Origin of the sequence: Frigidibacter sp. RF13, assembly GCF_026626305.1 — a bacterium.
GTDB lineage: Bacteria > Pseudomonadota > Alphaproteobacteria > Rhodobacterales > Rhodobacteraceae > TMP-24.
The window spans coordinates 357,798-383,985 of record NZ_JAPNUE010000001.1 but is presented as its reverse complement, the minus strand read 5'-3'; the positions used below and the strand labels follow the sequence as shown (position 1 = coordinate 383,985).

At 66.1% G+C, this 26,188-nt stretch carries 26 protein-coding genes and 1 other RNA gene; 13 read left to right on the top strand and 14 right to left on the bottom strand.

Features of this window, described 5'->3' with window-relative positions:
• Positions 1-8 precede the first annotated feature (8 nt).
• From OU426_RS01835 to OU426_RS01820, 4 genes are all read right to left on the bottom strand, one after another.
• The gene (locus tag OU426_RS01835) at positions 9-2,738 is read right to left on the bottom strand and encodes an ATP-binding protein (RefSeq protein ID WP_267632141.1); all 2,730 of its coding nucleotides are present in this window, start codon (positions 2,736-2,738) and stop codon (positions 9-11) included.
• Positions 2,738-3,016: a hypothetical protein gene (locus OU426_RS01830; protein WP_267632140.1), complete on the bottom strand. Its 279-nt coding sequence runs from the start codon at positions 3,014-3,016 to the stop codon at positions 2,738-2,740. The genes OU426_RS01835 and OU426_RS01830 overlap by 1 nt, the downstream gene beginning before the upstream one ends.
• 3 nt (positions 3,017-3,019) lie before the next feature.
• A complete protein-coding gene (locus OU426_RS01825) occupies positions 3,020-3,409 on the bottom strand; it encodes a response regulator transcription factor (RefSeq protein WP_267632139.1) in 390 nt (129 codons plus the stop codon).
• A gap of 115 nt (positions 3,410-3,524) precedes the next feature.
• A complete protein-coding gene (locus OU426_RS01820) occupies positions 3,525-4,298 on the bottom strand; it encodes a 3-hydroxybutyrate dehydrogenase (protein ID WP_267632138.1) in 774 nt (257 codons plus the stop codon).
• A 376-nt stretch (positions 4,299-4,674) separates the two neighbouring features.
• On the opposite strand from OU426_RS01820, the gene OU426_RS01815 reads away from it, so the two are divergent.
• From OU426_RS01815 to OU426_RS01770, 9 genes are all read left to right on the top strand, one after another.
• Positions 4,675-6,450, top strand: coding sequence for an extracellular solute-binding protein (locus tag OU426_RS01815; protein WP_267632891.1), 1,776 nt, complete (start codon positions 4,675-4,677; stop codon positions 6,448-6,450).
• 162 nt (positions 6,451-6,612) lie between these two features.
• Positions 6,613-7,092, top strand: a complete 480-nt coding sequence (locus OU426_RS01805; RefSeq protein ID WP_267632136.1) for an arsenate reductase ArsC — start codon at positions 6,613-6,615, stop codon at positions 7,090-7,092.
• The gene (locus OU426_RS01800; RefSeq protein ID WP_267632135.1) at positions 7,089-7,736 is read left to right on the top strand and encodes an aquaporin; all 648 of its coding nucleotides are present in this window, start codon (positions 7,089-7,091) and stop codon (positions 7,734-7,736) included. The genes OU426_RS01805 and OU426_RS01800 overlap by 4 nt, the downstream gene beginning before the upstream one ends.
• A 46-nt stretch (positions 7,737-7,782) precedes the next feature.
• Positions 7,783-8,097 carry a hypothetical protein gene (locus tag OU426_RS01795; protein ID WP_267632134.1) on the top strand — a complete coding sequence of 105 codons (315 nt, stop codon included), beginning with the start codon at positions 7,783-7,785 and terminating at the stop codon, positions 8,095-8,097.
• A gap of 137 nt (positions 8,098-8,234) precedes the next feature.
• On the top strand, positions 8,235-9,401 hold the full coding sequence (locus OU426_RS01790; protein ID WP_267632890.1) for a low temperature requirement protein A: 1,167 nt from the start codon (positions 8,235-8,237) through the stop codon (positions 9,399-9,401).
• A gap of 90 nt (positions 9,402-9,491) precedes the next feature.
• Positions 9,492-11,528 carry an ASKHA domain-containing protein gene (locus OU426_RS01785; RefSeq protein ID WP_267632133.1) on the top strand — a complete coding sequence of 679 codons (2,037 nt, stop codon included), beginning with the start codon at positions 9,492-9,494 and terminating at the stop codon, positions 11,526-11,528.
• Between the two features lie 91 nt (positions 11,529-11,619).
• Positions 11,620-12,234, top strand: a complete 615-nt coding sequence (locus OU426_RS01780; protein WP_267632132.1) for a sigma-70 family RNA polymerase sigma factor — start codon at positions 11,620-11,622, stop codon at positions 12,232-12,234.
• Positions 12,231-12,887, top strand: coding sequence for an anti-sigma factor (locus OU426_RS01775; protein ID WP_267632131.1), 657 nt, complete (start codon positions 12,231-12,233; stop codon positions 12,885-12,887). Before OU426_RS01780 ends, OU426_RS01775 begins: the two co-directional genes overlap by 4 nt.
• Before the next feature lie 95 nt (positions 12,888-12,982).
• Positions 12,983-13,534, top strand: a complete 552-nt coding sequence (locus OU426_RS01770) for a fasciclin domain-containing protein (RefSeq protein ID WP_267632130.1) — start codon at positions 12,983-12,985, stop codon at positions 13,532-13,534.
• Between the two features lie 122 nt (positions 13,535-13,656).
• On the opposite strand, the gene OU426_RS01765 is transcribed toward OU426_RS01770, so the two are convergent.
• The 8 genes from OU426_RS01765 to OU426_RS01730 form a co-directional block, all read right to left on the bottom strand.
• Positions 13,657-15,477, bottom strand: a complete 1,821-nt coding sequence (locus OU426_RS01765) for an ABC-F family ATP-binding cassette domain-containing protein (RefSeq protein WP_267632129.1) — start codon at positions 15,475-15,477, stop codon at positions 13,657-13,659.
• A 67-nt stretch (positions 15,478-15,544) separates the two neighbouring features.
• Positions 15,545-15,947: RNase P RNA component class A (gene rnpB, locus OU426_RS01760), an RNA gene on the bottom strand.
• Positions 15,948-15,959: 12 nt separating this feature from the next.
• Entirely contained in the window at positions 15,960-16,643 is a 684-nt protein-coding gene (locus tag OU426_RS01755) for an N-acetylmuramoyl-L-alanine amidase (RefSeq protein ID WP_267632128.1), read from the bottom strand.
• 12 nt (positions 16,644-16,655) lie between these two features.
• Positions 16,656-17,390 carry a hypothetical protein gene (locus OU426_RS01750; RefSeq protein ID WP_267632127.1) on the bottom strand — a complete coding sequence of 245 codons (735 nt, stop codon included), beginning with the start codon at positions 17,388-17,390 and terminating at the stop codon, positions 16,656-16,658.
• A gap of 35 nt (positions 17,391-17,425) precedes the next feature.
• Positions 17,426-18,913: an Asp-tRNA(Asn)/Glu-tRNA(Gln) amidotransferase subunit GatA gene (gatA, locus tag OU426_RS01745; protein WP_267632126.1), complete on the bottom strand. Its 1,488-nt coding sequence runs from the start codon at positions 18,911-18,913 to the stop codon at positions 17,426-17,428.
• An 11-nt stretch (positions 18,914-18,924) separates the two neighbouring features.
• A complete protein-coding gene (gene gatC / locus OU426_RS01740) occupies positions 18,925-19,212 on the bottom strand; it encodes an Asp-tRNA(Asn)/Glu-tRNA(Gln) amidotransferase subunit GatC (protein WP_267632125.1) in 288 nt (95 codons plus the stop codon).
• Positions 19,213-19,300: 88 nt separating this feature from the next.
• The gene (locus OU426_RS01735; RefSeq protein ID WP_267632124.1) at positions 19,301-19,669 is read right to left on the bottom strand and encodes a DUF6768 family protein; all 369 of its coding nucleotides are present in this window, start codon (positions 19,667-19,669) and stop codon (positions 19,301-19,303) included.
• The gene (locus OU426_RS01730) at positions 19,653-20,210 is read right to left on the bottom strand and encodes an RNA polymerase sigma factor (protein ID WP_267632123.1); all 558 of its coding nucleotides are present in this window, start codon (positions 20,208-20,210) and stop codon (positions 19,653-19,655) included. The genes OU426_RS01735 and OU426_RS01730 overlap by 17 nt, the downstream gene beginning before the upstream one ends.
• Positions 20,211-20,321: 111 nt before the next feature.
• On the opposite strand from OU426_RS01730, the gene OU426_RS01725 reads away from it, so the two are divergent.
• Complete coding sequence (locus OU426_RS01725) at positions 20,322-21,026, top strand: metal-dependent hydrolase (protein ID WP_267632122.1); 705 nt, start codon at positions 20,322-20,324, stop codon at positions 21,024-21,026.
• Positions 21,027-21,101: 75 nt separating this feature from the next.
• Here the strand turns inward: OU426_RS01725 and OU426_RS01720 are convergent, their stop codons facing one another.
• Together OU426_RS01720 and OU426_RS01715 are read right to left on the bottom strand one after the other, a co-directional pair.
• Positions 21,102-21,332: a hypothetical protein gene (locus OU426_RS01720; protein ID WP_267632121.1), complete on the bottom strand. Its 231-nt coding sequence runs from the start codon at positions 21,330-21,332 to the stop codon at positions 21,102-21,104.
• 400 nt (positions 21,333-21,732) lie between these two features.
• Positions 21,733-22,185 carry a nucleoside deaminase gene (locus tag OU426_RS01715; protein WP_267632120.1) on the bottom strand — a complete coding sequence of 151 codons (453 nt, stop codon included), beginning with the start codon at positions 22,183-22,185 and terminating at the stop codon, positions 21,733-21,735.
• Positions 22,186-22,318: 133 nt separating this feature from the next.
• Here OU426_RS01715 and OU426_RS01710 point away from each other — a divergent pair, with 133 nt between their 5' ends.
• The 3 genes from OU426_RS01710 (at position 22,319) to OU426_RS01700 (ending at position 26,186) form a co-directional block, all read left to right on the top strand.
• Positions 22,319-23,968 (top strand): pseudouridine synthase, encoded by a 1,650-nt coding sequence (locus tag OU426_RS01710; RefSeq protein WP_267632119.1) that lies wholly within the window; start codon positions 22,319-22,321, stop codon positions 23,966-23,968.
• A gap of 190 nt (positions 23,969-24,158) precedes the next feature.
• Entirely contained in the window at positions 24,159-25,028 is an 870-nt protein-coding gene (locus OU426_RS01705; RefSeq protein WP_267632118.1) for a DUF2927 domain-containing protein, read from the top strand.
• Positions 25,029-25,052: 24 nt separating this feature from the next.
• Complete coding sequence (locus OU426_RS01700) at positions 25,053-26,186, top strand: SPFH domain-containing protein (protein WP_267632117.1); 1,134 nt, start codon at positions 25,053-25,055, stop codon at positions 26,184-26,186.
• The last annotated feature ends 2 nt before the right edge of the window (positions 26,187-26,188 follow it).

Below are 26,188 nucleotides of genomic sequence, written 5' to 3'. Positions count from 1 at the left end.
GATCAGGGTTACGAAAGGGTTTCTTTCGGCGCGGGTCCGTCCGCCGCCTCGAGTCCGGCCGAGGTCTGCGGACGCACCGGCAGGGTCACCCGAAAGGCCGCGCCCCCCTGCCCCGGCAGATAGGCGATCGAGCCGCCGAGGTTGACCATGATCTCGCGGCAGATCGCAAGGCCAAGACCCGCGCCGCCCGCCTTTGCCGTATCGGTCAGGCGAGCGAATTTCTCGAAGATCAGGCCCTGATCCTTCTTCGGGATGCCCGCGCCATTGTCGATGAAATCGACGATGATCCGCCCGCCCTTGCGGCGGGCGCGGATCTTCAGCTCCGGGTCCGGCGCGTCGCAATATTTCCGCGCGTTTGAGATGAGGTTGATGAAGACCTGTACCAGCCGGTCGGTATCGGTGAAGACCGGCAGGAACTCCGCCCCCAGATCGCGGCGCACCACCATCTGGCGTTCGGGCCGCGTGTTCGATGCCGCCTCGACCGCGCGGCTGATCAGGTCATGGAGGTTCCCGGCCTTCACATTCATCTGCAGCTTGCGGTTTTCCAGAACCGCGAGGTCGAGGAGGTCGTCGAGGAGGCGCGTGAGCCGCACCGCCTCTTCCCGGATCACGCCGGTATAGCGGCTGCGCAGATCGGGCGGCAGGTCGGGGTCGCCGAGAATTTCCGAAAAGGCGCGGATCGAGGTCATGGGGGTTCTGAGTTCATGGCTGATCTGGCTGAGAAACGCGTCCTTCTGCACGGACAGATCGCGCAGCTTGTCGTTCGCCTCGCCAAGCGCGCGGGCGGTACGGGCCAGTTCGGCCGACTTGGCCTCGATCTCGGCGGAATATTCGATGATCTCCCTTGCCTCGCTTGCGACCGCCATCAGCTCCTCGGCCGACACGGTAGCGGCACCGGTGAACTGGGCGACCATCGCATGCGCCGTGGCCGCGCCAACCGCGCCGGCAAGGCGGCGTTCCAAGGCTTCGATGAAATCGGGGGTCGTGTCGGGCAGGAAACCGGCCTTGCCCTGAAAGGCCGCCTCGGCCTGGAAGAAAGCCAGCGCCTCGTCGGCGCCGAGGATGCCCTGGGCGAGGGTCAATAGCTCCTCGGCGTCCGCGCCGCCCTGCGACCAGCCGCGCCGCGCGCGGTCGCCCTCGAATACCCGGACGAAGGCGAGAGCCTGGATGCGTTCGACCGGGCCGGGGAAGGAGAGAAGCGAACCGGTGATAAGCGCGAGACTGTTCAGCCCGAGCGACCAGAAGAGCGCATGCAGAAGCGGGTCGAGCGCGGCCGTGCCGAAGAGCGCCTGCGGACGAAGCCAGCCGATGTCCCACGGGCCGTTCGCCATGATCTCTGCGGACAGGATGCCGTCGGCCCCGAACGAGGGCAGGAAAAGCGTGTAGAGCCAGATCAGGAAGCCGGTGACAAGCCCGAGGCCAGCGCCGACCCGTGTGGCGCCGCGCCAGAAGAGGCCCGCGATCATCGCGGGCAGGATCTGCGCAACACCCACGAAGGCAATGAGGCCGATGGCCGCCAGCGCTGCGGAGCCGCCTGATAGCCGGTAGTAGAGGAGCCCAAGGCCGAGGATCGCGGCAATCGACAATCGCCGCGACAGAAGCACGAGCCCCCGCACATCCCCCGTAGCGCGCGCACCCGCGGGGCGAAGCGAGAGCCAGAGCGGCACTACGACATGGTTCGATACCATCGTCGCCAGCGCAATCGCCGCGACGATCACCATAGAAGTGGCCGAGGAAAAGCCGCCGAGGAAGGCCAGAAGCGCCAGATCGCCCCGCCCCTCGGCCAGGGGCAGCGTCAGGACGAAAAGGTCCGGATTTGCGCCCTGCGGCAAGCGCTCAAGCCCCACGACGGCGATAGGCAGGACGAAGAGGCTCATCAGAAGAAGATAGGCCGGGAAGGCCCAGGCGGCGGTCGTCAGATGGCGCTCGTCGACATTCTCGACCACCATCACCTGGAACATGCGCGGCAGGGTCAGGACGGCAGCGGCGGAAACGAAGGTCAGGCCGATCCAGCGGCCGGGCCGCAGCGGCCATTCGGCGACGGGCGAGGCCTCGATCCTTGCGTAGACATCGGCCCAGCCGTCCGCCACCGTCCAGACGGTGAAGATGCCAACCGCGAGCAGTGCAAGAAGTTTCACCACCGCTTCGAGCGCGATGGCGGTGACGACACCATGGTGGCGCTCGTCGGCGTCAAGGTTGCGAGTGCCGAAGAGGATGGTGAAAAGCGCAAGGCCCCCCGCCACCCAGGCCGCCGTAGCGCCGCCGTCGGGCAGCGCCCATCCCGCCGGGCGGTCGGCAGCAAAGACCGCGACCGACAGGGTCACCGACTGAAGCTGCAGCGCGATATAGGGGGTCGATGCGGCAACCGCGATCACGGTGACCACCACGCCCAGCAGGTTCGACTTGCCATAGCGGGCCGAGATCAGGTCGGCGATAGAGGTCACCCTTTCGCGCCGCCCGATGCGCACGAGTTTCCGCACGATCCAGAGCCAACCCGCGAAGACAAGCGTCGGTCCGAGATAGATCGTCACGAATTCGAGCCCCGAACGCGCCGCATAGCCGACCGCGCCATAGAAGGTCCAGGCGGTGCAATAGATCGACAGCGACAGCGTATAGACCAGCGGCGAGCGCAGCCAGCCGCCCTGCCCCGCCTCGGCCCGCCGCTCGGCCAGGAAGGCCACGGCGAAAAGGAGCGAGACATAGAGAAGGCAGACGATGACGAGAAGGTTGAAGGACATCAGCCCTGCCGCTCCTCCGGCGCACCCGGCCCGTCCGGATCGCCGCTTTCTGTCCGCGCAAGGCGGCGGGCGATGAGCGCGCTTGCGGCGATCAGCCCCGCCCAGGCGATGAAGAGAAAGACCGCGCCCGGCGCCGTCCGGCTCTGCCCGCTCGCCGGGTCTCGCCAGAAGACCGGAAGGATGAAGAGAAAGGCGCCAAGAAAGGGCAGGAGGCGCGCGGCGTCGACAAGCCGTCTCAGGCGGTAGGATTTGCGGGCAAGAAAGAGCGGCTGACGCATGCGCTAGCCCGCCCGGGTGGCGGCGGGATCGCCGGCGAGGCGCTTGAGATTGGCGACCAGCTCGTCATTGGCGAAGGGCTTGGTCATGAAGAGGCTCGCGCCCTTCATCTCTGCCAGCGCCCTTTCCCGCTCCTGCCCGCGCGCGGTGAGGATCAGGACCGGCAGGTCGCGAAGCGCCGGATCGGCACGCAGTTCTTCGAGAATCTCATAGCCCGACCGGCCCGGCAGCATCACATCGAGAACCAGCGCCGTAGGCTGAAGCCGCCGGATCGTCTCGACTGCCGTCGCGCCGTCGGCATGGACCTCGACCTGCCAACCGGCGCGCGACAGCAGAAAGCGCAGCGCCTCGGCGATATGGGCCTCGTCCTCGATCACCAGCAGGCTTGGTAGCATTTTGCGCCGTTCCCCCCGGGGTCACTATCTGACAGGTGCCACGCTCCTGTCAAAGCCGGTCGCGGACTGCAGGCAGCCGGAAGAAATTTCGTGAATAGCTTTGGGGCGCGAGAGATCAGAGCGCCGTCCAGCCGCCGTCGACGCTGATCGTGGTGCCCGTCACCTGATCTGCAGCGGCAGAGCAGAGATAGACCACCGTGCCGCCGATCTGTTCAACCGTCGCGAACTGGCGCGATGGCTGGCGCAGGAGCATCACCTCGCGGATCACCGTTTCGCGGTCCATCTTGTGGGCCTTCATCTGATCGGGGATCTGCGCCTCGACCAAGGGCGTCAGCACATAGCCCGGGCAGATCGCATTGCAGGTCACCCCCTGCCCCGCCGCCTCTAGCGCCACGGTTTTGGTCAGGCCGACGACGCCATGCTTGGCGGCGATATAGGCCGATTTGTAGGGCGAAGCGGTCAGCCCGTGCGCCGAGGCGATATTGACGATCCGCCCCCAACCCTTCGCGCGCATCCCCGGCAGCGCGGCTGCGCTGGTGTGAAAGGCCGACGTCAGGTTGATCGCGAGGATCTGGTCCCATTTCTCGACCGGGAATTCCTCGACCGGCGCCACATGCTGAATGCCCGCATTGTTCACCAGAATGTCGCACCCGCCCGCCGCGGCGATCAGCGCCCGGCATTCCTCTCCCCGCGACATGTCGGCCTTGATATAGCGGGCGCGGACCTTGTGACGCTTGCCGAGCGCCTCAGCGAGCGCGTGATCCTCATCGCGGTCGGTGAAGGAATTCAGCACGATGTCGGCACCTGCCGCCGCAAGCGCCTCTGCCACACCCAGGCCGATGCCGGAATTCGACCCCGTCACGATTGCCGTTCTGCCCGCCAGTGTCATGCGCCGTCCCCGTTGATGCTGCGGGGCAGAGAATATGTGCCGCGAGTGCGAAAGGTCGAGTGGAAATTTCGCCCGCGCGCGACCGCCTGACCGCCAGCCGATTCGCCAGCGATGAGGGAGCGGCGCGACCGAAGAGCGGCCCGCCGGGCACCCCAGAAAAAAACGCCCGCACAAGGCGGGCGTTCAGTCATTGAGGCAGGTTTCATACAGGCAAGAAACCTATCGAGCAGTGCCTTCGTTATACGCGGTAAGTTGCCGGTTGTCCAAGTGAAAAGTTTGAAAGCCAATGGCCAAGCGGATAGTGTTGCGCCTCGCAGGAACAATAATACAGGGGGACGGTATGCGGGCATGGGTCTTGAAACGATCGCTGGCACCGATGATTGCAATGGTCGCATTGCTTGGTGCGGGAGTTGCCGTGGCAGAGCCGAAACATGGCATAGCTATGTATGGCGAGCCCGCTCTTCCACCCGATTTTGTGGCGCTTCCCTATGCCAACCCCGACGCCCCCAAGGGCGGCACGTTGCGTTTCGGCGAACCGGGGGGCTTCGACAGCCTCAATCCCTTCTCGGTCAAGGGCACCACGCCCTACGGGATCACCATCTTCACCATCGAAACGCTGATGGGCCGCTCGATGGACGAGCCTTTCTCGCTCTACGGGCGTCTGGCCGAATCGATTGAGACGGACGAAGACCGGACCTGGGTCGAATTCACCCTGAGACCGGAGGCGAAATTCTCTGATGGCAGTCCGGTGACGGCGGAAGACGTGATCTGGAGCTTCGAGACGCTTGGCACCGTCCATCCGCGCTATGCGGGCGCCTGGAAGAAGGTGGAGAAGATCGAAAAGACCGGCGAGCGTAAGGTGAGGATCACCTTCAACGTGGCCGACCGGGAGCTCGCGCTTCTCATGGGCCTGCGGCCGGTCCTGAAGAAGGCTGACTGGGAGGGGCGGAACATCGAGGAAAGCTCGATGGAAGTGCCGATCGGATCCGGGCCATATGTGATCGACGCGGTCGATCCGGGTAAGCGGATCACCTACCGCCGCAACCCTGACTATTGGGGCAAGGATCTGCCCTTCAACCGCGGCCAGAACAATCTCGACGTGATCAGCTATGATTACTTTGGCGACGGCGACGTGATCTTCCAGGCCTTCACCGCCGGCGAGACCGATTCCTTCCGCGAATTCAGCGCCAAGAAATGGGCAACCGCTTATGATGTTCCACTCGTGGCCTCCGGTGACGTGATCAAGGAAGAAATTCCGCATCAACGACCCTCGGGCATCGAGGGTCTGGTGATGAACAGCCGCTCGCCCGTGTTCGCCGACTGGCGGGTGCGCGAGGCGATGATCCTCGCCTTCAATTTCGAGTTCATCAACCAGACGGTAAACGGCGGAACCGAGCCGCGTATCACCTCCTATTTCTCGAACTCGGTCCTCGGAACCGACCATGGCCCCGCCGCGGGCAAGGTCGCGGAGCTTCTGCAGCCCTTCGCCGCTGACCTGCCGCCCGGCACGATCGAGGGCTATGACCTGCCGGTAGCCGATCCGTCGAAACCGACCGATCGCGGGAATATCCGCAAGGCGCTCGTGCTGATGGAAGAGGCGGGGTGGACCGTATCTGACGGGGTGATGAAAGGCGGCGACGGCAAGCCCTTCACCTTCGAGATCGTGCTTGCCGCCGGATCGACGGACGCGGAGGCGGCGGTCAATATCTACCTTGAATCGCTCAAGCAGCTTGGCATCACCCCGACCGTGACCATGGTCGACGGCCCGCAATACAAGGAGCGGACCAACAATTTCGCCTATGACATGACCTGGATATGGCGCACCCTGTCTTTGTCGCCCGGTAATGAACAGGCGCTTTACTGGGGCACGGCTGCGGCTGACAGCCCCGGGTCGCGCAACTGGATGGGGGCGAAATCGCCCGCCATCGACGCGATGATCGCCGCAATGGTCGGCGCACGCTCGACCGAGGATTTCACCGCCGCGACCCAGGCCCTTGACCGGGCGCTTCTGGCTGGGCGGTATGTGATCCCGGTCTGGTATTCCAAGGTCTCGCGGCTGGCCTATTCGAAACATCTTCACCATCCGGACCGCATTCCGCTATACGGCGACTGGCCGGGTTTCCAGCCTGATGTCTGGTGGTACGAGGAATAGACATGAAGAAACTGATCCTTCTGGGGCTTCTCGCGGCACTTGCCGGGTGCAACACGATCGCCGGGATCGGCGAGGACATTTCTGGCGGCGCGCGGGCGACGCAGAATGCGTTGAACTGAGCCTGTCGCACGGCCGTTACATTTCCGGGGCAAGAGGGCGCGCATGAACATCCTCGTCCTCTGCACCGGAAATTCCGCCCGCTCGATCCTGCTTGAGGCGATCCTCAATCGCCTTGGACGCGCACGCGGCATCACGGCCTACTCCGCCGGATCGCGGCCCGCAGGGGCCGTCCATCCCCAGTCGCTGCGACTATTGACGGCGAAGGGCTACGACACGACTGGCCTACGCTCCAAGAGTTGGGACGAATTTGCGGGCACGTCCTCCCCCCAGATGGATATGGTGATTACCGTCTGCGGCTCGGCCGCGGGCGAGGCCTGCCCGGTCTGGCCCGGCACGCCGCTCCGCGCCCATTGGGGCGTGGAAGACCCGGCCGCCGCCGCCCCGGCGGATCAGCAAGAGGCCTTCGAGGCCGCCCATGCCCGCCTCTACCGTCGCGCGGAGGCTTTTGTGGCACTTGAGCCCGGCCGCCTGAGCCGCGCCGCACTTCAGACGGAACTCTCCCGCGTCGGAACCATCGAATGACCCGCCTCTATGCCGCCGAGCTGATCGGAACGCTGATCCTTGTCACGTGCGGGATCGGCACCGGGATCATGGGCACCGACCTTGCCCAGGGCAATCTTGCCATCGCGCTTTTCGCCAATGCCTTCGCGACCGGCCTGGTGCTTTACCTGCTGATCACGATCCTCGGACCGGTATCCGGCGCCCATATGAACCCCGCTGTCACGCTCTATTTCCTTCTGTCGCGCGAGATCGGCCCTGCCCGCGCCGGCGGATATGTGGTGGCGCAACTCGCGGGCGCCCTGCTCGCCGTCGGCCTTTCGCATCTGATGTTCAGTCAACCGGTCGTGCAGACCGCCACGACCGCACGCGCTGCGCCCGGACTCTGGCTCGGGGAAGCCATCGCCACCTTCGGCCTTTGCCTGACAATCGCCGGCGCACGCCTGCATGCGCCGGGCCAGTTGCCCGCGCTCGTCGGCGCCTGGATTGCCTCTGCCTTCTGGTTCACCAGTTCGGCAAGCTTCGCCAACCCGGCCGTCACCGTCGCGCGGATGTTTTCCGACACGTTCACCGGAATCCTGCCCGCCAACGCGCCCGCCTATATCGCCGCGCAACTGGCGGCGGCACTGGTAGCCGCCCTCACCTTGCCAAAACTCTTTTCGCGCTAGGCGTTTGGGGGCACACTGGACCTGCGAACCATCCGAGGATCCGGTCATGAAATGGCACCATGTCGCCGAAAACTGGCCCGCCTTCTTCGAGGCGATCATCGACCGCTGGCCCGAAAGCGACGAAGAAACGCTTGAGGATATCGACGGTGACCAGCGCGCCTTCGTCCTCCATATCGCCGAGGTGACCGGCCAGTCACCCGAGGATGCCCGCGACGAGATCAAGGAATGGCTGGCGGGTGAATTGCCGTCCGACGTGGTGATGGACCCTGCCCATGACGACCATTCCATCCTTCTGTCGGCCAAGTTCCTGCCCGAGGGCGAGGACGAATCCGACGACGACGCCCGCTACGGCGACGGCTGACTGCGCCCGCGCCTGACGTCCTTCGCCAGAGCTGCCCGGTTTGGGTAAAGAGCTGCCCGTCAGCCAAGGGGGGTTGCCACGCTGCATCCAGCGGTCAAGATTGGGCCTGGTTTCTTCAAAGGAAGGCCGTGCCGACCATGATACGCGCACTTACCCCCCGCGACCCGGCGGAACAGCACCGCCCGGCAACGACGCTGGAACTGCTCTACGATCTCGTCAGCGTCATCGCCATCGCTGCGGTGACAGCGGGCTTTCACCATGCGATCGCGGACGGCCACGGGATCGAGGCGCTGCCGCGCTTCATCTTCCTCTTCCTCGCCATCTGGTGGGCCTGGATGAATTTCACCTGGTTCGCCTCAGCCTTCGACAATGACGATGCGCTCTACCGGCTCCTCGTCCTTGTGATCATGGGGGGCGCTTTGCTCTTTGCCGGCGGCGCCGGTCAGATCTTCGAGACGCTCGACTTCGGCTACGGCCTGCATGGCTGGATCATCATGCGGATCGGCATGATCGGCCTGTGGCTGCGCGCCGCCGCAGGCAGTCCCGACCACCGCGTCACGGCGCTGCGCTATGCGGGCGGCATCTTCATCGCGCAACTCGCCTGGACGGTCTTCTATTACGCGACCGAGCCCGGCTCGACCGCTTTCTTCGTCGCCGGGGCCTTCTGCTTCCTCGTTGAATGGTCGGTCCCGCCCTTCGCCGAGCGCGCCAATGGCACACCCTTCCACCGCCATCACATCATCGAACGCTACGGCCTTCTGATGATCATCTCTCTGGGCGAGATCATGCTGTCGATCGCCCATGGGTTCGGTCTGCTTTACGAAGGCACGGCCGACAGCGGCGTCATCGTCACCTCGGCAGCCGCGCTCGTCATCGTCTATGCGATCTGGTGGCTGTATTTCTGCGAGAAGGATCATCTGGCCAAGATGGATTTTCTCTATGTTTTCAATTGGGGTTACGGCCATGTCTTCATCTTTGGCGCGACCGCCGCGACCGGTGCCGCGATCGGGGCAGAGATCGACCTGGCGGCCCATCACGCCCACGCGACCGGGGCCGAGATCGCCCGCTATCTCGGCGCAGCGCTGGCGCTCACCTACCTCGCGCTCTGGTTCGTGCGCGACCGTGTCATGGTCCTGCCCGCCAGCCGCCGCTTTGCCATGCCCGCGATGGCGCTCGTCATGCTCGCCGCTGGTCTCACCGGACTGCCAGCCTGGGCCTTCGCACTCCTGTCTGCGCTTGCGGTCCTCTGGCGCACATGGGGGGTGGCATCGCCGGTCCGGCAGGCACATGCGCCCCACGGCTGACGCCTCCTGACCGCAACCTGCCGCCTGCAGGCATTGCACCTGCCGCAAATCCGGCTATCGAAGGCAGGCGAACAGTTCGAAAGACCGACCATGACCGAAGACGCGCTCGTCATATTCACCCCCTCGGGCAAGCGGGGGCGCTTTGCCTTGGGCACACCCGTCCTGACCGCCGCCCGCCAGCTCGGCGTCGATCTCGATTCCGTCTGCGGTGGCCGCGGCATCTGTTCGAAATGCCAGATCACCCCGGGCTACGGCGAATTCCCGAAACACGGCGTGACAGTCGCCGAAGGCGCGCTGTCCGAATGGAATGCGGTCGAGGATCGCTACAACCGCATCCGCGGCCTCGCCCAGGGCCGCCGCCTCGGCTGTCAGGCCAAGGTGATGGGCGACGTCGTGATCGACGTGCCACCCGAAAGCCAGGTCCACCGCCAGGTCATCCGCAAGTCCGCGACCGTGCGCGACATCACGATGGACCCTGCCACCCGCACCTATTACGTCGAAGTGGCCGAGCCCGACATGCACGAACCCTCGGGCGACTTCCAGCGCCTGAGCGAAGCACTGAAAGAACAGTGGCAGATCGAAGGCTTGCAGGCCGATCTTCATCTTCTGTCGCGGCTGCAGCCGGTCCTGCGCAAGGGCGAATGGAAAGTCACCGTCGCCATCCACCGCGACCATCACGGCCAGCCCAAACTTCTCGACATCTGGCCCGGTTTCTTCGAGGGCCATCTCTACGGCCTTGCGATCGACCTCGGCTCCACCACCATCGCCGCGCATCTCTGTGACCTGACCGACGGCGCGGTGCTCGCCTCCTCGGGTCTCATGAACCCCCAGATCCGCTTCGGCGAGGATCTGATGAGCCGCGTTTCCTACGCGATGATGAACCCCGGCGGCGACCGCGAGATGACACAGGCCGTGCGTCAGGCGCTCAACGGCCTCGCCCAGTCGATCGCGACCGAGGCGAATGTCGACCCCAGTCACATCGTCGAGGCGGTCTTCGTCTGCAATCCGGTCATGCACCACCTGCTTCTGGGCATCGACCCGGTCGAACTTGGCCAGGCGCCCTTCGCGCTCGCCACCTCCGAAAGCCTGTCAATCCCGGCAGCAAACCTCGACCTTTCCGCCCTGAACGACAAGGCGCAGGTCTATATCCTGCCCTGCATCGCAGGCCATGTCGGCGCCGATTGCGCGGCGGTCGCCCTGTCGGAAGAACCGAACAAATACAAAGACATGGTCCTCATCGTTGACGTAGGCACCAATGCCGAAATCCTCTGCGGCAACGAGACCCGGGTGCTCGCCTGTTCCTCGCCGACCGGCCCTGCCTTCGAAGGCGCGCAAATCAGCGCCGGCCAACGCGCCGCCCCCGGCGCCATCGAACGGGTCGAGATCGACCCGGTCACGAAAGAACCCCGCTTCCGCGTCATCGGCTCCGACCTCTGGTCCGACGATCCGGGCTTTGCGGCCGCCACGGCGACGACCGGCATCACCGGCATCTGCGGATCGGGCATCATCGAGGTGGTGGCCGAGATGCGCCTCGCGGGCCTCCTCGACCCCTCGGGCCTCATCGGTTCGGCCGAACAGACCGGCACCGCCCGCTCGGTACCGACCGGGCGCACCCACGCCTATGTCCTGCACGATGGCACCGCCGACGGCGGCCCGCTGATCACCGTGACCCAGGGCGACATCCGCGCGATCCAGCTCGCGAAATCCGCACTCTACGCGGGCGCCCGCCTGTTGATGGACGAGCTCGAAATCGAGAAGGTCGACCGCGTCACCCTCGCCGGGGCCTTCGGTGCTCATATCTCGCCAAAACACGCAATGGTTCTCGGCATGATCCCCGACGTGCCGCTCGACAAGGTCACCTCCGCCGGCAACGCCGCTGGCACCGGCGCCCGCATCGCGCTCTGCAACGTCTCCTCCCGCGCCGCGATCGAGGGCGAGGTGAAGCGGATCCACAAGGTCGAAACTGCGATCGAACCGCGCTTCCAGGAACATTTCGTCGCCGCGAACGCGATCCCGCACGCCACCGCCCCCTTCCCCGAACTGATGAAGATCGTCACGCTTCCCGACGTCTCCTTCAACACCGGCGGCGGCGATGGCGAGGGCGGCAGACGTCGTCGCCGGGCCTGATACTCTCTTTCGTTTCCAAATATCCCGGGGGAGCGCGAGGGGGCAGCGCCCCCTCGCACGGATCGGCCGCGCGCGCCCCGCGCGGGACGACATGTCACAGAGGCTGGACAAGCGCCGCACCCCCGGCGATGCTGTCAGCGGAACCAGGCGGGAGAAGGACCGGGTGAGCGAGGGCGACCCCATTGCCGAACTGATCCTCAGGGTGGCCGCGTCCGACCGCGCGGCCTTCCGCGCGCTCTATCAGGCGGCATCGGCGAAACTTTTCGGTGTCGCGCTTCGTATCCTACAGGACAGAAGCGAAGCCGAGGATGCGGTGCAGGAAGTCTTTACACGGATTTGGCTGAACGCCCGCCGGTTCGAACCGGGACGGGCGCGCGGCATGACCTGGCTCATCGCAGTGGCCCGCAACCATGCGATTGACCGGCTGCGCGCCCGCCCTGCCCCCGCCGAGGGTGACGAGGCGGCAGAGCGCCTGCGCGATCCCGCACCCGGCCCGGAAGCCGCCGCCATCGCGCGAAGCGAAGCCGGACGGATCGCCGATTGTTTTGGCACCCTGGAACCGGCCCGCGCCGACGCGATCCGGGGCGCCTATCTGAACGGACTGAGCTACGAGGATCTGGCGGCGCGTCACGCGGTGCCGCTCAACACCATGCGCTCCTGGCTGCGCCGGGGGCTTTTGCGACTGAAGGAGTGTCTGGAGGCATGACCGAAGGGCGGGACATGGACGACCGCGACGGGCTGGCCGCCGAATATGTTCTCGGCACGCTGCCCCTGCCCGACCGGCTTGAGGCCGAGCGGCTGATTGCGTCCGATCCGGACTTCGCCACGCTTGTCGCGCGCTGGCAGGCGCATCTCGCACCGCTCGACGCAGGTTACATGCCCGTTGAACCGCCTTCCGACCTGCAGGCGCGGATCGAGGCTCGGCTGTTCCCCACCGCTCCGGCCGCCCCGCGCTGGCGCCTGCCGCTCTTCGGTGCGCTTGCGGCGGGGCTTCTGGCGATGCTGATCGCCGTCTTCATGCCCGCAATCCAGCCACAGGCAACACTAACCGCAACGCTCACTGGTGAGAACCAGCCGCTGACTGTCGCTGCGGCCTTCTACGAGGACAGGGGCGAATTGTCGTTCGTCCGAACGGCGGGTCCTGCGGCGGCCGAAGGGCAGGATTACGAGCTCTGGATCATCCCCGAGGGCCAAGGCGCCATCTCGCTTGGCGTTCTGCGTGACGGTGAACTGCGGGTACCCGTTGAAGACCTGCCCGCGGGCACCACCCTCGCCGTAACGCTTGAGACGAAGGGCGGATCGCCCACGGGTGTGGCGCAGGGGCCGCTTCTGGTCGCAGCGGTCATCGGCAAGGGCTGATTTTTTTCATCGCGCCTGCAACTTCCTTTGGGCAGCGTCCGTAACTCCGGTCAGGAACGAGGGGATGGTCCCTTCGGTCACGACAGGAGAGACAGATGAAAACCACCTTCCGTATCGCCATCGCCGCCCTCGCGCTCGGCACCGCCCTGCCCGCTTTCGCCGAAAATCCGATGGTCGGCGGCGCCGCGATGTACGAGAGCAAGAATATCGTCGAGAATGCGGTAAACTCGGCCGATCACACCACGCTCGTCGCCGCGGTGAAGGCTGCCGGCCTTGTCGACACGCTGGCGGGTGAAGGCCCGTTCACCGTCTTCGCGCCCACCAATGACGCGTTCGCGAAACTGCCCGAAGGCACGGTCGACACCCTTCTGAAGCCCGAAAACAAGGAGATGCTGACCAAGATTCTCACCTGCCATGTGGTGGCCGCCAAGGCCAATGCCGAAATGGTCAAGGCGATGATCCAGCAGGACGGCGGCAAGCACGAGATCGATACCGTCGGCGGCTGCAAACTCTGGGCCAAGTCCGAGGGCGGCAAGGTGATGATCGGCGACGAGCAGGGCAACTGGGCCACCGTGACCATCGCCGACGTGATGCAGTCGAACGGCGTCATCCATGTGATCGACACGGTGCTGCTGCCGAAGATGTGACCGCACCTATCGGTATCGGCCCCGCCGGGCCGTACCGTCACGCGGGTCGTATTTCAGCAGAAATCTTAGTCATCCCGCGCGGCGGGGCCGTCCCGAAAGGGGCGGCTTGGCTATTGCCGGGCTCAGCCCTCCGCGCGCTCGGCAAGCGTCAGCCATTCTTCCTCGGCAGCGCTCAGCGCGGCCTGCCGTTCCGCTAGGCCTTCAGAGGCCTTGCGGAATTTGTCCGGTGCCTTGGCAAAGAGGTCGGGATCGGACAGGAAATCCGATAGTTTGCCAATCTCTGCCTCCAGCTTCTCGATCAGAGATGGCAGGGTATCGAGCCGGTGTTTTTCCGTGAATGTAAGGCCTTGCGCGGGCTTCTTCACCTCGCGCCCATCCTTTTGCACCGGCATATTCACCGGTTTCGGCGCAGGCGCGCGCTGTTTGTCGGGCTGGGGGCCGCGCTGGGACTGGTAATCGCTCCACCCACCGGCATAGAGCGTTGCGCGCCCGTCGCCCTCCATCGCCACGGTCGTCGTCGCCACCCGGTCGATGAAATCCCGGTCGTGGCTGACCAGAAGCACGGTTCCGTCATATTCGCCGAGAATGTCCTGAAGCAGGTCGAGCGTCTCGACGTCCAGATCGTTGGTCGGTTCGTCGAGGATCAGCAAGTTCGACGGCCGCGCCATGATGCGGGCGAGCAGCAGCCGCGCCCTTTCGCCACCGGAAAGCGAGCCGATGGGTGCCCGGGCCTGTGCCTCGTCGAAGAGGAAATCCTTGAGATAAGCCACCACATGTTTCGGCTCGCCCCGCACCATCACCTGATCGGACCGGCCGGAAACCGCCATGTCCGGGTCATTCACCAGCCCGTCCCAAAGCGTCATCGAGAAATCGAGCGCGGAGCGCGTCTGATCGAAGACCGCGATTTCAAGGTTGGTGCCGAGGCGCAGGCTGCCGCTGTCGGGCGCGACCTCTCCGGTCAGCATCTTCAGAAGCGTGGTCTTGCCCACGCCGTTCGGACCGACGAAGGCCACGCGGTCGCCCCTCAGCACGGTCAGATCAAAGGGCCGGAGGATGAGCTTTTCGCCGAAAGCCTTTGAAATGCCTTTCGCTTCCACAACCAGCCGCCCAGATGTTTGGCCCGCCTCCAGCGCCATGTCCGCCGTGCCCTGCCGCCGGATCATTGCGGCACGTTCGGCCCGCATCGCCTGCAGGGCGCGGACCCGGCCCATGTTGCGCTTGCGGCGGGCAGAGATGCCCTCGACCGCCCATTTCGCCTCGGCCTTGATCTTGCGTTCCAGCTTGTGGCGGGCGAGGTCTTCCTCGGCCCAGATCGTCTCGCGCCAGTCCTCGAAGGCCTCGAACCCGCGGTCGCTGCGGCGCAATTCTCCCCGGTCGATCCAGAGCGTACCGCGCGTCAGGGCGCGCAGGAAGGCGCGGTCGTGCGAGATGACGACGAAGGCGGCGCGGGTCTCGATCAGTTCGCGTTCGAGCCAGCCGATGGCCTCGATATCGAGATGGTTGGTAGGCTCGTCCAGCAGCATCAGCTCCGGCGCCTCGGCCAGAAGCTTCGCGAGTGCCGCGCGGCGCTTCTCGCCGCCCGAGGCAGCGGCGACCGGGGTTGCGGGATCGAATTTCAGCCCTTCGGCCACGACCGAAACCCGATAGGCCTCGCCATCGGGCAGGCCCGAGGCCGCGAAGGCGCCGAGCGTGTCGAAGGCACTGAAATCCGGCTCCTGCTCCATATAGCCGACGCTGACGCCCGGCGGCACGCTGCGCGCGCCGCTGTCGGGCTCGACGAGCCCCGCCATGATCTTCATCAGCGTCGACTTGCCAGAACCATTGCGGCCGACAAGCGCCAGCCGGTCGCCGGGCTGGACGGTCAGGTCGACCCCGTCAAAGACCGGATTGCCGCCGAAGGTGAGCGAGATCGAGGAGAGCTGAAGAAGGGGTGCGCGTGCCATGGGCGTCAGCTATCCGGGCGCCCGGCGGCGGTCAAGCCGGGGCGGTTGCCGACGACCGGAGTGAGATATGCGCGGAGGGCCTGTAAGCCGGATTCTGTCCAGGGGCCGAAACCCCGTGGGCGATCATTCCTCTCGCCCCGCCGTTACCGGCGGGATCAAGCTGCCAACCCGGGTCTCTCGGGCCGAAGCTGCCCTGCGGCGGTATCCGCTGTTGCCAGTGGACCAAGGCCCGCGCGAGACCCCTATTCGGCATTGCTCCCGGTGGGGCTTGCCTTGCCGGTCCTGTTGCCAGTCCCGCGGTGGGCTCTTACCCCACCGTTTCACCCTTACCCCTGACCGAGGTCAGGGGCGGTCTCTTCTCTGTGGCGCTTTCCCTAGGGTTGCCCCCGCCGGGCGTTACCCGGCACCGTTGCTTCAGGGAGTCCGGACTTTCCTCGTGTCTTGCGACCCGCGATCACCCGGCCCTCCGCGCGGGATGGGAGTTAGGCGCTCAGAGTGCCGCCGTCAACGGGAAAGCGGCGGGCGAGGTCGGCGGCCAGCGCCCGGTCGGTCGCATCCTCCGCGCCGCTGACACAGGGCCGGAACCGCAGCCGGAAGGCGGCAAGCAAGACATCATCACCCACGTCGGGATAGCCGAAGGCGGCAAGCGCGCCGCGCAGCGGCCCGGCTGAGCCATCCGCGCCGGAGACGCCCGGCCAGACCGACAGGCCCTGAAGGGCAAGCCGCCGCCAGTCGAAGCGCGGCCCCGGATCGCGCTTGCGTCCCGGCGCCATGTCGGAATGGCCTATCACCCGTTCGGGCGGAATCGACCAGCGGTCAAGGATCGCTGCGAGCAACCTCTCCAGCGCCGCCATCTGCGGCTCGGGGAAAGGCGCATCACCGGGATTTGCCAGTTCGATGCCGACAGATCGGGAGTTGACGTCGCTCACCCCGCCCCAGGCCCCTGCCCCGGCATGCCAGGCCCGGCAGCTTTCATCGACGAGCTGCTCGGTGGTGCCATCCTCGGCGATCAGCCAATGCGCTGACACTTCCGCCGCCGGATCGCACAGCCGCGCCCGCGCCTCGGTCGCCGAAGGCATGGCCGTGTAATGGATCACAACCAGATCGGGCCGCACGCCGCCCCGCCGGTCGCCGAAATTCGGGGAGGGCAGCGGCGTGGCACTCACCGGCGCGCCCGCTCAGTTTCCGGCGCTGCGGTAGGGCGTCGGGTCGAAGCCGCAGGCATAGCCGTCGCCGTCGGGGTCGAGCTTCTTGGGATCACGCTTTGGACCGCCCGCCTTAAGGAAAGCCTCCTGGGCGGATTCGTCGCTGGTGTAGTTCTGGCAGGCGCGCTGATGGTCGTCTGCCTTCACCGAGCGGCGGTCATACATCGGCTGGCCAAGGCTGTTCGGCGCCGACAGCACATAGGCCACGACGGCCGATGTCGCCTCGCCCGGACGCTCCGGCAGGGCGCCGGGCTGAATCTGGACGTATTGCGCCTTGTTGGCCTCGATCCGCGCCTTGTCGCTTTCGATCGTCTCGCGCGAGGAAACCGCACTGAAATCCTGCTCGTCAGAGAGACCCGCCGAGGCGGTGGCGTTCGGATCCACAGTCACGACGGGCTGAGCGGCCGGAGCCGTCGCCGCCGGGTAGGTCGTGACCGGCGCGTAACCTTGAGCAGCCTGAGTGCCGAACAGGGCCTGATTGATCTCGGATGACGGGATCGCGCCATTGGCCGCGCCCGAGGGCGGCACGACGGTTGCCGGGGCATAGGTGCCTGCCGGCTGCGCCGTCGGTGCGGGCACATAGGCGCCATAGCCGGTGGCCCCGGCACCGAAGCCGGTGGTCTGCTGGGGCTGAAGATGTTCAGGCGCCACGCAGGCGCCAAGAAGTGCTACCGAACCGAGAACCGGCAGAGAAAGGCGAAGAGACATCGCAAAACCTTCGAAAGTCACGCTTGAAGCGCCACTTACCACCATTTGCCGGGCTTGGAAACAAAGCCCGCGGCCCGCTCCAGCACATAGGCGTGATTCAGAAGATCGCCTTCTTCCCACGGCCGTCCGATCAGCTGAAGGCCCAAGGGCAGGCCCTGCGCGTCAAGACCGGCAGGCACGGCGACGCCGGGAAGGCCCGCGAGGTTCACCGTCACGGTGAAGACGTCGTTCAGGTACATGGCGATCGGATCGGCATCGGCCATCTCGCCCAGACCGAAAGCGGCGGACGGGGTGGCAGGCGTCAGGATCGCGTCGATTCCTTCGGCAAAGACGGTCTCGAAATCGCGCTTGATCAGGGCGCGCACCTTGCGGGCGCGGTTGTAATAGGCGTCGTAGAAACCAGCCGACAGCACATAGGTGCCGATCATCACCCGGCGCTGTACCTCGTGGCCAAACCCCTCGGCGCGGGTCTTTTCGTACATCTCGGTGATGCCGTCGCCTTGGGCGAGCTTTGCGCGGTGGCCATAGCGCACCCCATCATAGCGCGCGAGGTTCGAGGAGGCTTCGGCGGGCGCCACCACGTAATAGGCGGGCAGCGCGTATTTCGTGTGCGGCAGCGAAATATCGACGATCTCGGCGCCTGCATCGCGCATCATCTCGGTGCCGCGCTTCCACAGGGCCTCGATCTCGTCCGGCATGCCGTCCATGCGGTATTCGCGCGGAATGCCGATCCGTCTGCCGCGAATGTCGCCGGTGAGCGCCGCCTCAAAATCCGGCACGGCGAGATCGGCCGAGGTCGAATCCTTCGGATCATGCCCGGCCATCGCCTGAAGCATGATCGCCGCGTCGCGCACCGTCTTGGTCATCGGCCCGGCCTGATCGAGCGAGGAGGCGAAGGCGACGATGCCCCAGCGCGAGACGCGACCATAGGTAGGCTTGATGCCGGTGATGCCGGTGAAGGCCGCGGGCTGACGGATCGAGCCGCCGGTATCGGTGCCGGTCGCGGCTAGGCAGAGGTCTGCGGCAACGGCCGAGGCCGACCCGCCTGACGAGCCGCCGGGCGTCAGCGCCACATTCGATCCCTGACGGCGCCAGGGGTTGACCGCATTGCCGTAGCAGGAGGTCTCGTTCGACGAGCCCATGGCGAATTCGTCCATGTTCAGCTTGCCGAGCATCACCGCGCCCGCGTCGAACAGCTTCGAGGTGACGGTCGATTCATATTCGGGCTTGAAGCCTGAAAGGATGTTCGAGGCTGCCTGCGACGGCACGCCCTTGGTGCAGAAAAGATCCTTGATCCCCAGCGGAATGCCGCACATGGCAGGCGCATCCCCTGCCTTCAGCCGCGCGTCCGCTGCCCGCGCCTGTTCAAGCGCCAGCGTCGGTGTCTTGTGGACGAAGGCATTCAGCCCGTCGGCCGCATCGATCGCGGTCAGGCAGGCCATGGTCAGGTCTGTGGCGCTGGTTTCGCCCTTGCGGAGCGCGTCGCGCGCCTCGGCGATGGTCAGGTTGTTCAGCTCGCTCATCTTCCCGCCCCTCACTCGACCACTTTCGGCACTGCGAAGAAACCTTCGCGGGCGTCGGGGGCGTTCTTCAGCACCTGCGCCTGGATACCCCCATCGGTGACCTGATCGACCCGGCGCTTCAGCCGCATTGGCGTGACCGAAGTCATCGGCTCCACACCCTCGACATCCACCTCGTTCAGCTGTTCCATGAAGGCCAGAACCGCCGAAAGCTCACCGGCGAGCGCGGGCAGGTCCTCGTCCTTGACCGCGATGCGCGCCAGATGCGCCACTTTCCGCGCCGTGTCCTTGTCGATCGACATGGGGGCAAACTCCGTCCGTTCCTTAAAGGCTTTCGACTGGGCGCGGGTTTAGCCGCACCCGCCCGAAGCTGCAAGCGGTGGAAGGCGATCAGCGCCGGGCAAGGCCTTCAAGCGCACGCAGGGCGCGCAGAATGCGGTTGGCCTGCATCATCGGCAGAAGCGCCATCTTCACCACGGTCGCGAGGATCAGGAGCGTGGCGCCCGAAAGCCCCCATTTCAGCGCGAGAAGCAGGTCGGTTTCGCGATAGAAATGCCAGCCGCACCAGACGGCCGCGAGAAACATCGCGATCTGGGACACCATGGTGACGGCGGCGACCCAGCCGTTGCGCCCCTTGAACAGGCCCAACGCCTCGGCGACGAAGGGTCTTTCTTCGAATTCGGCCATGAGGGCCCGGTCCTCGTCGCCCAGAAGTTCGGCCATCCGGGCCTCAACTGCGCGGTCATGATCCTTGGTCATCTTTCTCTCCGTCCAGAAGGGCGCGCAGGCGGGCCCGCGCGGCATGCAGACGGGACTTCACCGTCCCGACCGGTATGTGAAGCGCCTGGGCAAGCTCGCCCAGCGACAGCCCGTCGAGCACCGCAAGCGCCAGAAGCGCTCGGTCGGGCGCCGGCAGGCAGATGAGGACGCCGCTGACATGGGCGGCCTCGGCCTGATCCGGCGCAGCCGTGCGCGGCGCAAGCACCGCAAGATCGGCAGAAAGCGCCCTGCCCGCCTGACGTCGCCGGACCGCGCGGGCGGCGGCACGGGTGGTGATCGCATAGGCCCAGGGGAGGAAGGCGAGATCGTCCCTCAGGCCGGGCAGCCCGCGCCAAATCTCCGCCCATGCCTCCTGCAGGGTGTCGCGCGCGGACTCGGCATCGTCGGACAGACGCCGGGCATGGGCGTAAAGCCGTGGCGAACGGCGGCGCACCAGATCGCCGAAGGCCGCCACGTCGCCGCCACGCCAGGCGGCGAGGTCCAGCGCGTCGCGCAATCTTTCCTTGCCTGCCTCGGTCATTCTTGCTCCTTTGTCCTTCATGTGGGCAGGGCAGTCGCAAAAGTTCACGGGCCCGGCGGAAAATTTTCGCGCAGCGGAGTCCCCGGGCGATCAGACATCAGGGAGAGAGCGATGAACATCATCTGGCTTGGCCATTCCGGCTTCCGGATCGAGATCGAGGAAGCGGTCCTGCTGATCGATCCATGGCTCACCGGCAATCCGATGTTTCCCGAGGCGCGGCAAGCCGAGGCGGTAGCGGGCGCGACCCATATTCTTGTCACGCACGGCCATGGCGATCATGCCGCAAACACACTTCGGATCGCCAAGGAGCGCGGGATCGCGGTGGCCTGCGTCCACGAACTGTCGGAATGGTACGAAAGGCAGGGGGCACAGTCGATCGGCTTCGGCAAGGGCGGCACGATCGACCTTGGCGGCGCGAAGGTGACGATGGTCAACGCCAGCCACTCCTCGTCGGTCGATTTCAAGGGCGGCGATCCGGTGCCCGCCGGATCAGAGACCGGCTTCATGATCGCGGGCGAAGGCCATGTGATCTATGTGTCAGGCGATACCGACATCATGGCCGACATGGGCTGGATGGGCGAATATCACGCACCCGATATCGGCATTCTCGCCTGCGGCGGCCATTATACGATGGACATGAAGCGCGCGGCCTGGGCGGCGCGGAAGTATTTCAACTTCCGCACCGTGATCCCCTGCCATTACCGCACCTTCCCGCTTCTCGCGCAGTCGGCGGAGGAGCTGGTCGCGGGCCTGCCTGGCGTGTCGGTGATAGAACCCGAAGTACTGAAACCAATCCCCTTCGGCGCAGAAGACTGACCGAGCAGGCTGTGCGCCGCCTGTACGCTGCACGGGTTCGCAGACGGACAGGCGGCGCACGGGCTCTCAGGCCAATCACAGGCGCAGTTCCCAGTATTTCGGGGCATGCACCTCTGGCACGAGCCCGATGTCACGCTGCAGATGCGCGTTCAGCTCGTAGTTCATCCGGCGCGCCACCCTGCGGTCGCGGGCCAGGATGGCGCCGACGACGGCGCGCAGCGTGCGCCAGATGCCATATTCGGCGATGAGACCGTCGATGACCGCGAAGGGCGGACGTTCGTTCGGGGCAATGAATTGTGCGTTCATGGATGTATCCAGGCCGGTCTGGCACTGGTCCTCTCGGTAGGGTCAATGGGCGGACCGGAAAGCGGGCGTGCGAAGACGCGAAGCTGCCGGGCCGAGGGCGTTAGGGGTTGGTTGGTAAAGATGACGGCCGGATCAGGTCCGGTGCCGTCTCTGGCGCCTTAGCCGCGGCGCGAGCCCTGTGCGGCGCTGAGGGTCACCCCATAAGCGCAATAGGCTCCGGTCCGCTCCCAAAGGCGCGTATGGATCAGAAATACATTCATCTCGCGCCTCCTTCTCTTTGAGCTGCGACCTGAGGCGCACAATACACGGATTCGCGGCACTACAAAGCGCTGGATTGTACCTTCCGAAGGTGGGCGATTGTATGTGCCTGAGCTGCCACAATCCTGCGGTGACAGCCCTTTCAACGGCGCCCGGAAAAGAAGTCCGTCAACAGTTTGCCCGCCTCATCCCCGGCGATCCCGTCGTAGACTTCCGGTCGGTGGTGGCACTGAGGATGGTCGAAGATGCGCGCGCCCTGCGCGACGCCGCCCGACTTGGGATCGGACGCACCATAGTATAGCCTGCGTATCCGCGCGAAGGAGATCGCCGCCGCGCACATCGGACAGGGTTCGAGCGTGACGTAAAGGTCGTGCCCCTCCAGCCGCTCGCTGCCCATGGCCGCGCAGGCGGCACGCAGTGCCAGTATCTCGGCATGCGCCGTTGGATCATTCAGCTCGCGCGTGCGGTTGCCCGCGACCGCCACGACGCGCCCGTCCGGCGCCACGACGACCGCGCCTACCGGCACCTCGCCGCGCCCGGCCGCCGCCCGCGCCTCGGCCAGCGCCGCCTCCATCTGACTGCGAAAATCGCTCATGCCCCCTGATGCCCCGCGCGGCCCGCGCAATCAAGGCCCGCGCGATCAGGCCCGCCGATCAAGCCTTCACGCGCAGCGAAAAGCCCTGTATGGGGGCGCTTTCCTCGTTGCCCCCCGAACGATAGAGTAGGCCATGACCGATAGACCCGAAACCGGCGAACGGATCGCCAAAGTCATGGCCCGCGCAGGCGTCGCCTCGCGCCGCGATGCCGAACGGCTGATCGTCGAGGGTCGGGTGTCGGTCAATGGCAAGAAAGTCACTTCCCCCGCGCTCGATGTTCTGCCCGGCGACCGAGTGACACTCGACGGCAAGCCGATTGACGCGCCGCAGCCCGCACGTGTCTGGCTGTATTACAAACCGCTTGGGCTCGTGACGTCGGAGAAAGACGAAAAGGGCCGCCAGACCGTGTTCGAAAGCCTGCCAGACGGCATGCCGCGGGTGATGTCGGTGGGGCGGCTCGATCTGAATTCCGAGGGGCTGCTGCTTCTGACCAACGACGGCGATCTGAAGCGGAAGCTGGAACTGCCGTCGACCGGCTGGCTCAGGAAATACCGGGTGCGGGTGAACGGGCGGCCGAACGAGGCCACTTTCGATCCGCTGAAGCGCGGGATTACGATTGACGGCGAGGAATTCCAGCCGATGGAAATCCACCTCGACCGCCAGCAAGGCGCCAATGCCTGGCTGACAGTCGGCCTGCGCGAGGGCAAGAACCGCGAGATCCGCCGGGCGATGGCCGAGGTGGGCCTGACCGTGAACCGGCTGATCCGCGTGAGCTACGGCCCCTTCCGCCTGAACGAGATGAAGCCGGGCGAAGTGATTGAGGTGAAGGCGCGCGTTTTGCGCGATCAGCTGGGCGAGAAGCCCACGCGGGCAGAGGATGAAGAGGCCGGACGCGGACGCGGCGAGCGCCCCGCCCGCAAGCCGGGCACGGGCCCGCGCGAGCGAAGCGAGCGGCCGGGTGGCCGCGGACCAGAGCGGCGCGATGACCGCGGTGAGCGTGGCCGGGACAAGCCCGAACGCCGGGAATTCGGCACCGCGCGCGGTGCGGGCGACCGCAGGCCGGGCGGTGCGCCGGGTGAAGGTGGACCACGCAAATCCTTCGGTCGCCCGTCCGAAGGGTTCGCGCCACGTGGCCCCAGACAGGCGGCGTCTGATGGAGATCAGGGCGAGCGTGCGGAACGGCCGCGCAAGCCGCGCCACGGCTCGGGACCCGGCGCAAGGCCGGGTGCGGATCGGGGTGCGGATCGGGGTTACGGTGGCGGTGAACGCCGCAGCGGCCCGCAGGGCGACCGTCCGCCGCGCAAGACCGAGGGGCGGGATGGCGACAGGCCTGCCCGCAGCTTCGGCGGCCGTCGTGAGGATCGTGACGGCAAGCCCGGCGGGCGTGACGGCTACAAGGGAGCGGGCGAGCGCAAGTCTTTTGGTGGCCCGAACCGCAGCGGCGGAAAAGGCCCTGCGCGTGACGGCGCCGCTGAGGAGCGCCCGTCGCGCGGACCGAAGCGCGAAGGCAAGTTCGGCGACCGTGCTGGTGGCGGTTCTGGCGGGCGCGGCGGCGCGGGGCGGTCCTTCGGAGACCGCGATGCGCCCCGTGGAAAGTTTGGTGCAAAGGCCAGCGACAAAGCTGGTGACCGTCCCCGGCGCGAAGGCGGTGGCTTCGCCGCCGGCAGCAAGCCCAAGGCAGCTGGCAAGGGCGGCAGCGGCTTCAAGGCCGGTGGCGGCGCCGACCGGCCCGCGCGCGGCCCCAGACCGAAACCCGGCGGCGACAAGCCCCGGAAAGGCTAAACGCCAGAGGTCATCCCGCTGAACGGCTTGGCCTTGGCCATCCGCCGTGGCAAAGTGCGGCCGCAGAATAAGGCGGGCGCTTGGAGTGGGGTATCAGGTGACAGGGCGCGGGTCAGGAACCGTTCGCGGGCTCATCGCCGCCTTTTGCACAGCACTTGCGCTTGGCGGATGCGACCTGCCGGAACCGGGCATGGCGCCCCAGCCGCCAGGCCTCGCCGATAACCCGCCGCCCGATCCCACGGTGACCCCGCTCGATGATGAGACGCGAATCGCCGCCGCCTATTACGGTCGGATCGAGGCGGGTTATCTGTCCAGGGGCCAGCTTCGCAACGATGGCGGCGGGCCGGACACGCCCTTCACTGCGGCCGACCTCGCCCGCAATGTCGCGGCCATCGCCTTCCATGACGAGTTTTCCGAAATCGGCGGCAGGCTGGTCGCCAGCAACCGCGAGAACCGGCTGCACCGCTGGGCGCAGCCGATCCGGCTGGCGGTGGAATTCGGCGCCTCGGTGCCGCTCGACCAGCGCCGTGCCGACCGCTCGGTGATCCAGAGCTATATCGCGCGGCTTTCACGGCTGAGCGGCCTGCCGATCCGGCTGGTCGCCGACCGGCCGAATTTCCTCGTCCTGATCGAAAATCCGGCCGAGCGCCGTTCGCTCGATGCCCGTATCCGCGCCTTCCGGCCGGATACGTCCGAGGCGGCGATCCGGTCGGTCGTCGCCATGGCGCCCGCCACCTACTGCACCGCCTTCAGCTATACTGCCGGCGGCAGCGGGCGCTATGACCGCGCGCTTGCGGTGATCCGCGGCGAGTTGCCCGACCTGATGCGGCAGGCCTGCATCGAGGAGGAGATCGCCCAGGCGCTCGGGCTTGTGAACGACAGCTCGCGCGCACGGCCGTCGATCTTCAATGACAATCAGGAATTCGGGACACTGACGCGACAGGACGAATTGATGATCCGGCTCCTCTACGATCCGCGCCTAAGGCCGGGCATGGCCCTCGCGGAGGCGCGACCGATCATCGACACCATTGCAGCCGAGCTTGTTCCCGGCGACAGTTAGGTCCTACCTTCCAGGGAGAGTGACATGGGTATCTTGGATTTTCTCACCGGCGAATTCATCGACGTCATCCACTGGACCGACGATACGCGCGACACGATGGTCTGGCGGTTCGAACGCTATGACCACGCGATCAAGTACGGCGCGAAGCTTACCGTGCGCGAAGGTCAGGCGGCGGTTTTCGTCCATGAAGGTCAGATCGCCGATGTCTTCCGCCCCGGGCTCTATCAACTCGAGACCAACAATCTGCCGATCCTGACGACGCTGCAGCACTGGGACCACGGCTTTTCCTCGCCCTTCAAGTCGGAAATCTATTTCGTCAACACCACCCGCTTCACCGATCAGAAATGGGGAACCAAGAACCCGATCATCGTCCGCGACCCGGAGTTTGGCCCGACCCGTATTCGCGCCTTTGGGACCTATGTGATGAAGGTCGCCGATCCGGGCCTCTTCGTGAAGGAGATCGTCGGCACCGACGGCGAGTTCACTGCCGACGAGATCAGTTTTCAGATCCGCAATATCATCGTGCAGGACTTCTCGCGGATGATCGCCAGTTCCGGCATTCCGCTTCTCGACATGGCCGCCAATACCGAGATACTGGGCAAGTTGGTGGCCAAGGGCATAGCGCCTGCCGTTGCAGTCTATGGCCTTGAAATCCCTGAGTTCTATATCGAGAATATCTCGCTGCCCGAGGCGGTCGAGGCGGTGCTTGACAAGCGCACCTCGATGGGGATCGTCGGCGATCTCAATCGTTTCACCCAGTATTCCGCCGCAGAGGCGCTCGGCCAGCCCGGCGGCGCTGCGGGCGGCGCCATGGGGGCTGCGATCGGCGCTGGCATGGGTGCAGGCATGGGGATGAACATGGGCGCGCAGATCGGGCCATGGGGGGCCGCGCCCGCTCAGGCGGCTCCGCCGCCGCCAGCAGCGGCAGAAATTGTCTGGCATCTGGCCGAAGGCGGGCAGGCCACCGGCCCCTATGGCCGTGCCCATCTGGCGCGGCTGGTGTCCGAGGGCCGGTTCAGCCGCGAAAGTCTGGTCTGGACCCCCGGACAGGACGGCTGGAAACCGGCGGGCGACATCCCCGACCTCGCGCGGCTCTTCACCGTCCAGCCACCGCCCCTGCCCTCTGCGCCCACGGTGCTGCCTGAACCCGAGAAGTAAGG

Coding starts and splice junctions, on each gene's coding strand:
- OU426_RS01835 (WP_267632141.1), bottom strand. CDS start 2,738: ATGTCCTTCAACCTTCTCGTCATCGTCTGCCTTCTCTATGTCTCGCTC.
- OU426_RS01830 (WP_267632140.1), bottom strand. CDS start 3,016: ATGCGTCAGCCGCTCTTTCTTGCCCGCAAATCCTACCGCCTGAGACGG.
- OU426_RS01825 (WP_267632139.1), bottom strand. CDS start 3,409: ATGCTACCAAGCCTGCTGGTGATCGAGGACGAGGCCCATATCGCCGAG.
- OU426_RS01820 (WP_267632138.1), bottom strand. CDS start 4,298: ATGACACTGGCGGGCAGAACGGCAATCGTGACGGGGTCGAATTCCGGC.
- OU426_RS01815 (WP_267632891.1), top strand. CDS start 4,675: ATGATTGCAATGGTCGCATTGCTTGGTGCGGGAGTTGCCGTGGCAGAG.
- OU426_RS01805 (WP_267632136.1), top strand. CDS start 6,613: ATGAACATCCTCGTCCTCTGCACCGGAAATTCCGCCCGCTCGATCCTG.
- OU426_RS01800 (WP_267632135.1), top strand. CDS start 7,089: ATGACCCGCCTCTATGCCGCCGAGCTGATCGGAACGCTGATCCTTGTC.
- OU426_RS01795 (WP_267632134.1), top strand. CDS start 7,783: ATGAAATGGCACCATGTCGCCGAAAACTGGCCCGCCTTCTTCGAGGCG.
- OU426_RS01790 (WP_267632890.1), top strand. CDS start 8,235: ATGATACGCGCACTTACCCCCCGCGACCCGGCGGAACAGCACCGCCCG.
- OU426_RS01785 (WP_267632133.1), top strand. CDS start 9,492: ATGACCGAAGACGCGCTCGTCATATTCACCCCCTCGGGCAAGCGGGGG.
- OU426_RS01780 (WP_267632132.1), top strand. CDS start 11,620: ATGTCACAGAGGCTGGACAAGCGCCGCACCCCCGGCGATGCTGTCAGC.
- OU426_RS01775 (WP_267632131.1), top strand. CDS start 12,231: ATGACCGAAGGGCGGGACATGGACGACCGCGACGGGCTGGCCGCCGAA.
- OU426_RS01770 (WP_267632130.1), top strand. CDS start 12,983: ATGAAAACCACCTTCCGTATCGCCATCGCCGCCCTCGCGCTCGGCACC.
- OU426_RS01765 (WP_267632129.1), bottom strand. CDS start 15,477: ATGGCACGCGCACCCCTTCTTCAGCTCTCCTCGATCTCGCTCACCTTC.
- OU426_RS01750 (WP_267632127.1), bottom strand. CDS start 17,390: ATGTCTCTTCGCCTTTCTCTGCCGGTTCTCGGTTCGGTAGCACTTCTT.
- gatA (WP_267632126.1), bottom strand. CDS start 18,913: ATGAGCGAGCTGAACAACCTGACCATCGCCGAGGCGCGCGACGCGCTC.
- gatC (WP_267632125.1), bottom strand. CDS start 19,212: ATGTCGATCGACAAGGACACGGCGCGGAAAGTGGCGCATCTGGCGCGC.
- OU426_RS01735 (WP_267632124.1), bottom strand. CDS start 19,669: ATGACCAAGGATCATGACCGCGCAGTTGAGGCCCGGATGGCCGAACTT.
- OU426_RS01730 (WP_267632123.1), bottom strand. CDS start 20,210: ATGACCGAGGCAGGCAAGGAAAGATTGCGCGACGCGCTGGACCTCGCC.
- OU426_RS01725 (WP_267632122.1), top strand. CDS start 20,322: ATGAACATCATCTGGCTTGGCCATTCCGGCTTCCGGATCGAGATCGAG.
- OU426_RS01720 (WP_267632121.1), bottom strand. CDS start 21,332: ATGAACGCACAATTCATTGCCCCGAACGAACGTCCGCCCTTCGCGGTC.
- OU426_RS01715 (WP_267632120.1), bottom strand. CDS start 22,185: ATGAGCGATTTTCGCAGTCAGATGGAGGCGGCGCTGGCCGAGGCGCGG.
- OU426_RS01710 (WP_267632119.1), top strand. CDS start 22,319: ATGACCGATAGACCCGAAACCGGCGAACGGATCGCCAAAGTCATGGCC.
- OU426_RS01705 (WP_267632118.1), top strand. CDS start 24,159: ATGGCGCCCCAGCCGCCAGGCCTCGCCGATAACCCGCCGCCCGATCCC.
- OU426_RS01700 (WP_267632117.1), top strand. CDS start 25,053: ATGGGTATCTTGGATTTTCTCACCGGCGAATTCATCGACGTCATCCAC.